Origin of the sequence: Candidatus Methanoperedens sp. (assembly GCA_012026795.1) — an archaeon.
In the GTDB taxonomy this organism is placed as follows: Archaea; Halobacteriota; Methanosarcinia; order Methanosarcinales; family Methanoperedenaceae; genus Methanoperedens.
In genome coordinates, this window is the sequence record VEPM01000054.1 from 1 (window position 1) to 8,307 (window position 8,307).

The 8,307-nt window shown below is 37.1% G+C and carries 9 protein-coding genes; all 9 read left to right on the forward strand.

Annotation, left to right across the window (positions count from 1 at the left end; translation table 11 throughout):
* The coding region (locus FIB07_17905) for a transposase (GenBank protein NJD54719.1) at nt 1-598 on the forward strand (598 nt) is incomplete at its 5' end.
* Nucleotides 595-837, forward strand: coding sequence for a transposase (locus FIB07_17910; GenBank protein ID NJD54720.1), 243 nt, complete (start codon nt 595-597; stop codon nt 835-837). The genes FIB07_17905 and FIB07_17910, both read left to right, overlap by 4 nt.
* A 323-nt stretch (nt 838-1,160) precedes the next feature.
* Entirely contained in the window at nt 1,161-2,375 is a 1,215-nt protein-coding gene (locus FIB07_17915) for a hypothetical protein (GenBank protein ID NJD54721.1), read from the forward strand.
* 136 nt (nt 2,376-2,511) lie between these two features.
* Nucleotides 2,512-2,949, forward strand: a complete 438-nt coding sequence (locus tag FIB07_17920; GenBank protein ID NJD54722.1) for a hypothetical protein — start codon at nt 2,512-2,514, stop codon at nt 2,947-2,949.
* 62 nt (nt 2,950-3,011) lie between these two features.
* Nucleotides 3,012-3,746, forward strand: coding sequence for a hypothetical protein (locus FIB07_17925; protein NJD54723.1), 735 nt, complete (start codon nt 3,012-3,014; stop codon nt 3,744-3,746).
* A 24-nt stretch (nt 3,747-3,770) separates the two neighbouring features.
* A complete protein-coding gene (locus tag FIB07_17930) occupies nt 3,771-4,928 on the forward strand; it encodes a hypothetical protein (GenBank protein ID NJD54724.1) in 1,158 nt (385 codons plus the stop codon).
* Nucleotides 4,929-4,935: 7 nt separating this feature from the next.
* The gene (locus FIB07_17935) at nt 4,936-6,003 is read left to right on the forward strand and encodes a carboxypeptidase regulatory-like domain-containing protein (protein ID NJD54725.1); all 1,068 of its coding nucleotides are present in this window, start codon (nt 4,936-4,938) and stop codon (nt 6,001-6,003) included.
* Nucleotides 6,000-6,668 carry a hypothetical protein gene (locus FIB07_17940; protein NJD54726.1) on the forward strand — a complete coding sequence of 223 codons (669 nt, stop codon included), beginning with the start codon at nt 6,000-6,002 and terminating at the stop codon, nt 6,666-6,668. Before FIB07_17935 ends, FIB07_17940 begins: the two co-directional genes overlap by 4 nt.
* A 27-nt stretch (nt 6,669-6,695) precedes the next feature.
* Nucleotides 6,696-8,084, forward strand: a complete 1,389-nt coding sequence (locus FIB07_17945) for a hypothetical protein (GenBank protein ID NJD54727.1) — start codon at nt 6,696-6,698, stop codon at nt 8,082-8,084.
* Nucleotides 8,085-8,307: the final 223 nt, after the last annotated feature.

Genomic DNA, 8,307 nt, shown 5'->3' on the forward strand with positions numbered 1-8,307 from the left:
CCCTAATATGAATCAGGAGGTTATTTTGAATAGAACGCTTGGAACATGCAGGTATCTCTATAATAATGCTCTCGCAGAACGAAAGAAACAAGCAGAGCTTAATCGGCTCAGAAAATCATTTGATGTATTCCCGTGGGGAAAACCTGAATGGATCAGCAAATACGATCAAATGCTTGATTTAACAGCTACAAAAACATCATATCAAAAAGAAGTATATGGTCAAGTGCTTCAAGATGTTTTAAAAAGAGTGGATCGCAGTTTCAAGAATTTCTTTAATGGGTTCGGATATCCCCGGTTTCAGGGAAGAAATAGATACAATAGTTTCACGTATCCCCAATTAGGTTTCGGACTCAAAGACGGAAAGCTTAACCTTTCAAAAATTGGAACTATCAAGATAATCCTGCATAGACCGATTGAAGGCATAATCAAGACCTGTACCATCAAAAAGGATACAGACCAATGGTATGTTTCCTTTTCATGTGAAATCGATGAGCCTATCCCTATTGAAGTCAAAACCAAAACAGGAATAGACGTTGGATTAATCGATCTGATAACCCTGAGTAACGGGGAACAGATCAAACCTCCAAAGGGAAAATAGTTGAATTCGTTAATCCGGCAGGAACATCGCAGACCTGTATTTGTGGGTTCCATGTTCCGAAAGACCTATCAGTGAGGGTACATCGGTGTCTTTCCTGTGGTCTTATCATGGGAAGAGATCAGGTATCTGCGATATTAATCAAGAATAGCCCAACCAGTACGGTAGGAACTACCGGAATTAACGCCCGTCAAGGACTACTCAATAGAGGGTCAATGCAACGGGACGTTCCGCGGCTTTAGCCCGGAGCAGTTCACACAGAGATGAAGCCAGCTTTGTCCAGCAGACCAAAGATGGGGGCTATATATTTGCAGGAAGCAGAACAGATTTGTATGGCGATAGTTATCAGAATGCATGGCTGGTAAAGGTGAATGAGGGGGGGGAAGAGATATAGAAAAGGCAATGAAAATGTTACTTTTATTAATAAACATATTCGAGTCCAAATTGTCCAACTTGTCTATTAATAGTAAAGCTTATGTAATTATACGTTATATTTATGATTGAGGTTTATCCGTTCATAGGACTTACTCGAAAAACGGTTGGAATTTCTTACAGGAGTATCAAAATGAATAACAATATCGACCAGTTGAACATAAAAAGTCTTCGCAGCTATGGAATACACGGTGCACTTGGGCTGCTTATGGGAATTGGTATTGGATATATAGTTTTTTATATGATCACAATTTTAAATTCGGTTAGTTCCTTAGGTTTAATAGGAGTTTCATTTGCATTTGCATCTTTGGTAATTTATGGCCTTTTTGGCCTATATACCGGGTATGTTTTCGGGGGACAAAAAAAATCATCGGTGACATCAATAAAATATGCCATAGCCGGGATAGTTGGGGGATTCGTCTCAGGGTTTCTGTTATTCGGGGAGTATATTAAAATATATGGCCTTCTTGATCCCCTATTTGTAACGCTTGTTTTTGTGGGTCCTATATTAGGTTTTCCAAAGATCAGGAACATAGTTATAATGACTATTTCATGTATTTCCGGCGCAGTTCTGGGTTATGGTTTAAACTTATATGGCCAGAGCATTGTGGTTTTTGTTAATTCTACCTGGACAGGGGGTGGTTTATATGCGCTTATCATTGGCATTATTCTTACATTGTTTGAAATAGGGATAGCCGGCGCTTCAATTGCTATTGGAATGTATTTTATTGAAAGGACAGCCTATACTGCACGGGAAATTCCCGGGTTCTTAAAGATAACCAGGGGTGCAGGGATAATCCTTGCCTTTATTATATTGTTTGCTTCTTCAAGCCTTTTTTTAGGTGTGGCAAAGTATGCGACTACCGATGTTTCTATTGATATTTCATCAGCCGATGGAAATGCAACAGTGTATGTTCCGGCCATTCTTGAGGATGGCATTGTAATGGAAATGTATCGCAAACCTGCAATTTCCGGGAATGCGATAACTGAAATAATTGATACCGATCATGGTAAAGCCCTTAAGATAAGCGGATCAGGGCCGATTGGAATAAAAATGGGCCAGACAGGTGGATGGCTGGCACATGATCCCGAGGCTGATAATAAGTTCATTAATGGGTTTACATTAAGCACGAGTAATGCCACCCAATTTGGAGAAATCCGGGGTCAAGAACATAACAATGTAGACGCATGGATCTATTCAGAAGAAGATGGCACAATGTTTAGTATTTCTATTATGAGGGATAACGGCTGGGGAAGAGCGATAAATATAAAAACCGAACAAAGGATTAAGTTAATTCAGGGATGGCAGGTTGTAAGGCTTTCCATTGTGGGTATGATGTATGACTGAGTATAAATCAGTTTTTCTTCAGGAATATCGGTAAAGGATGTGCAGAAATGAGAAACAGTGGATATAATCCTTTGTTCTTCATCCTTGCAGTTATTACTTTGATACTAAATAAATTATTTAAAAAGAAGCTAAAAATATGACAAGGAAAAAATTAATTATTGGAATCATAATATTGATAGCTGTAGTGCTGATAATAAAAGAAAATATTAATCCTTATTTTATGATGGGCATTCCTGTTGGAGTTTTTGGGATAAATAATATGGATTCAACTAATCATAGTGTAAATGTCCAGGTATTTGATTCAAACAATACATTGCTTATCAATGAAACTTACAAGTTAGGATATTCACAATCAGGACAATCTGTTCCAGGACAATCCATAAACTATCCTGAAAATGGATGGAAGAGTGTACATGACAAAGAAAGGTTATTTCCAAATGGATATTACACATTTATTATAAAATTAGATAATAATGCTGCCCAACCATTTAAAAAATATTTGGACACGTGGAGTCAAGTTAGTATTGCAATAGATAACTACGGAAATCTGAGCGTAGGAGAAGTGGTAGTATAGGGGCTAATTTAAATTTAACGATAATCCAATGGCCCCATAGAAATAATTTAGAGGTGGTATAAATGAGTAACGAAATTAATGTAAGAGACGTATTGAAAGGATCATTCAAAATCATTCTGAGCAAGCCGGTTATCTTGCTTCCGATGATCTTTCTGGTCTTATTTGACCGATTACAGGGTTATTTAGCCAGTAAATATATTGATATACCGGACAAAATAGGATCAATTGCAGACCTGATGCCGGTTCTTCCATCAATTTTAGCATATTTTATAATATATTTAATAATATTTATTGTAATTAATATAATTATTGAAGGAATATATACGGTAACAATAAAAAATATACTTGAAAATAAAGAAGTAGATCTTGCAACCGCCTCCGGACTTGCATCAAAGAAAGCTTTCGTACTCATAGCGGCAGGCATTCTTCTTGGTTTTATGATTATAGCCGGGACTTTATTTTTTATTATTCCAGGTATGTTATTTGCAATCTGGTATTTTTACACAATTCCTTTTATAATGCTTGAAAATCGGGGGGTTCTTGATGGAATGAAGGCAAGTAAAGAGTTTGCCCACAACAAAAAATCGATGACGATATATTTTATGATTGTTCCATTTGTATTTCTCTTCCTTGGCAGCTCTATCGCGGGAGTTGTTTTTTATAGGGTTCCAATAGCTTACTATGCAATAAATGTTGTATTGGATACTGTTATTTACACCTGGTATTCAGTAATACCAGCATACGTTTATTTGAAAGAATTCGGCGTAAAAACACAATCTCACAAGATTGGAAAATGACTTTTTGGATAGGGGAATAAAATTGTGAATGATCTAAAAACCAAAAAAGAGAAAAAATGGATATATCTGGTATTTTTCCTTATGGGGATCATATCTTTCCCAATAGGCTATATTTTGACCCTTTCGGTAAGATCGATGATATATTTCGAAGGGATCTGGCAATTATTATTTCCGTTGTTGATATTTTTGGTCTTTTTTGCTATCGGACTGGCGGCTTTTAAGAGGCAGCCTCAGGCTTATTATTCTTTAAAAGCGTTCGTTGCATCTTTTGCCGGAATGTTTTTTATTTTAGTACTGGTTTTTTGGCCTAACTCTTTCCTGAGCCTGTTAGTTTTCTTTGGACCACAACATGAAGCAAGCACATCTACATCAATTTCCGTGGAATCCAGCGCTGAAAATTTTACAATTTATGTTCCGGTTTTGCTTGATGAAAATAAAACTGTATTAAAAATGTATGAAAATCCCATGATCACAGGCAGCACAACGACATCCCTGATAGATACAGAACACGGAAAAGCTCTAAAGATAGATAGAACAGGGTTGGGGAATTACGTGTTTAACTGGAATGAAGTTCCAGGCAAAGACACCGATCGTTTTGTTAAGTGGATAGAGAATGTTGGACTCACACAGCCGGGAGAAGATCTGGATATAACAAAAAATGGAAACGGTACAACCATAACAGTCTTAGGAAGTATCACAGCATCAGGAAGAAACAATTTGATAATCCGGCTTAATGAGAATGGGGAATTGGAATTTCATGGTGTCACCAAAAATATTGAACAAGAGTATGGGTGGCATGGTTTGTTTTTTGCAAAAGAGGAGAATGGCAATCTGAACATATATTCGGGAAATAATGAAATAAGCATGAATGAGAGTCATGAAAAACTCAAAGAAGATGAACAAACATCTTACGAGTTTTTCAGGCAATTCACGATCAGCATGAGTAATTATTCATCTCCAGAGTCTTTTGTAGACCCGTCACAATATCCGCAATCTTCTCCCAGAATTTATGCATGGGTTTATTCCGACACTGAAATCGAAAAAATCCACTTTTATTATCATCTTGATCCGGAAAATCGTAATGACAGGATAGTACTATCCATAGGGACAGATGGATGGATTCGACTGAAGAAAGGATGGCAGTTAGTGAATCTTTCGAGTGGAATAATGGTATGGGACTGAAATTAATATGACAAGAAAAAAATTCATTTTAGGCAGCATATTATTGATAGCTGCATTTCTGATATTAACAGAAGTTGTAGCATATTGGCCATTTTTGGGCGCTCCTTTTGGAGTTTTTGGGATAAATAATACGGATCCAACAAACCATAGTGTTGGAGAACTAGCCAAAAGCGAAGGCTTTGGTTCCCCTGTGTCTGCCCAAAGCCCTTCCAGGCTAACAGAACCAGAATCAGGACAGCTGACAATCTACGGATATGTTTATGACAATATTTCAGGGGATAAGATATCTAATGCAACAATTTCTATCAGTCTCTTCATAAACGGTGGGTTAGGAGGTAGTTCTCGAGCGATCCGGAATATAAAATCAGACGATTTTGGCTTCTATTCCGTTACATTGGACAAACTGCATAATGATCCTGATCAGATCGATAGGTTTCCCTATCAGGATTACCATCTAACAACCACTCATAAGAATTTCATGTCGGCTGTAAAATATTATGGTTATGACACGTTTGAAAACAAAATAGATTTTTATCTCGAACCCGCAGGTCTCATCGAAGGAGTGGTTTATGACGATAAAGGAAACACATTAAATGATTCCAGTGTTGGGATCTACTCTTCGAACCTGGATTTTATCGACATAGCCAGGACAGGTGATAAAGGTCAATATCAGTTAAATCAAATCAAGCCGGGAACATATAACTTGATCGCATCAAGCAGGGGTTATGATAACTTCATAAAACCACAGATCACTTTTAAGAAAGGGGAAGAATTAAATGAGACTATCTATTTGAACTGGACAAAATCCAATATCACATTGAAAGGAAAAGTCAGCGATACCAATGAAAATGAATTTGTCAAACTCATGCTCATTAAAGACAATAATGAAATGACAATAACCACCACCGACAAAGACGGGAATTTTGAATCAACATTGTTCTCCACAGGAAAATATATGGTAAAAGCAATTCCATATTTTGGAGGTTATTACAGATCAGCGACGATTGAACAATACATATACATAGGTTCTGGTGAAAACTTTGAAACTATTGATCCCCAGATAGCTGTGCCGTGAATTACCAACCATCAAGCCCCATGAAACGATTATGGAATTTAATTTCAGCCAGCGCTGGAGTAGCTTTTTCAAACCCCGCATCTTACCGGACATATGCGCCTGGAGACTTGATACTATCGCATGAGGACAGGCTTTTTTTGTGGGAGAAGGAAGTTGAGATGGTTTCCAGTGAATGCGGAGTGAACATGACTCTGCTCAAGGAAGAATATTTGATTTTATTCGATAATATAACTGATGTAATTATAAATAGTTCTATACATAGGTCAGCGCATTTTTCTTTATATAAGAATGGTGAAATTGTAACACGATTGAATGGGAAAGTAGGTGATTTTTTCTATTACAATCAGACCACAGATGGAGGATACATCCTGGCAGGCACCATAAGATCATATGGGTCAGGCAATAAAGATGGCTGGCTGGTAAAGGTGGGCGGCGAGCCAGAGGGAACAGGAAATATTACTATGGCCAGTCAAACTGGAACCGGGAACATAAAGCGAAGTATCATTGTAATTCCAAATAGAACTGAAAGACTGGCAGAAAGTCCGATCCAGCCAGTGACCTCAGTTCCATTCGATACCAATACGATAATCCCGCCCAAAAAGACAGCTGGATTTGAGGTAGTTCTGGCAATTATAATATATATTGCAATATATACAATAAAGTAGAATATAAAGTAAACAGGGAGAAATGATATGGTATCAAGGATAAAAATTGTAACAACCGTTATAATGTTGCTAATATTATCGGTTATTTTAAGCGGATGTAACGGGGAAAAGAATAACACTCGGGAACCAGACTCAACACAGACAGAAACAGTGGCTATCTCATCCCAAACTCTGACCAATTCATCAAACAATGAAAATATGCCTGAAATCAAAATAACATCTTTCTCAAGCATATATTTGAATGATAATAACGAAAATATTTATTTGTTCAGTTGGGAAAATGTTCCTGGAAACGAAAGTCACAGACTGCTGAATTATCTCAAGAATAATCGGCATCTTGACTGGGTGGAAAATGCGAAAATCACCAAAGATGTGGAGAATAAAACAATCCATATTTTTACTGATAATAACTCGATTGAAATAATTCGATATAATGAGACCTCATACCTGAAAATCGGGGATGTCTACGATTTGTTGGTAAGACAGGAAAATGGCAGGTATAATGTATATGACGTAAAATACGGGAATAAATATAATATTTCTGAAAGATGCTATGCAGTATATGATATCTCAATAAAAAATAATGGCTCAAGTCCTATATTTTTTAAACTGGATGGACTGCGCCTGCATGAAGGTGACCGGATGTTCAAAACCGAATCCCTTGAACCTTTTAATTCAAGATCAATAGAAGTGTTGTATGACAATGAAATAGAAACAAAATTACAGGATACAACCCTGCTGCCAGGTCAAACTGTAAATGGAACAGTGACTTTTCATGTTAATTCTTTGTATAATGAATCATTTTTGCTGGTTTACAACACAACTCCCGTAACTTCAACTTCTTTCGGAAAAAGCTTTGAAGCCCTCTGGAAAGCAGAGCATTTTAATTACCAGGTTGTGTTAGGTATGCCTCCTTATGCCGATTGTAAAAGAAGGGGTCAAAGGTCCGGTTCTTTCGATATAATTTGTGATACCTGGGCGAACTGGTTAAACAGGAGTATTTTTGAAACTTTTCAAAAATCTGATCTGGAGAGAATGCAAAAATCGCCGCCCGATAATATACCGTCGATTTCGATGGTCTATGCATTGAGGGTGATACCCGGAAGGAATATAACAATGTATCCTGTTGCAACAACCAGCAATCTTGTTGTTATTGATGATACGGGGGAGGAAATAATCAACACTTCCCGTATTGAAGAAATGGCTGTTATGAGCAACATGACTTTTATTTCTGGATCCGGGTCGAAATTAAATTTTCCGGGAATGAATTTATCCAACGCTTCCATTGTGCGGATTTCATTTTTAGGACGTTTTTATAACTCTGGCAGGGTGAGCATTAATAATCAGGATGTAATACTCGATGATAAATTGAATATTATCGTGGTAAGAAATTATCCCCTCCATTATATAATCTGATCAGAAGGTATCCTTGCAGAATCAAGTGAAGAGTTCCCGGATGAGGAATGGAACCGGACTTATGACGTCGGAATATTTACTATGTTCAGTGCAGTCTGATTGAAACCCATTTTGTGCACAACCTGTTAAGTACGGTAACTAACTAATAATGGTATTTTTAATTTAACTTATATTTTATAACATATATTCAGTTTATACATAGCTATAAATAGGATAAAAACAA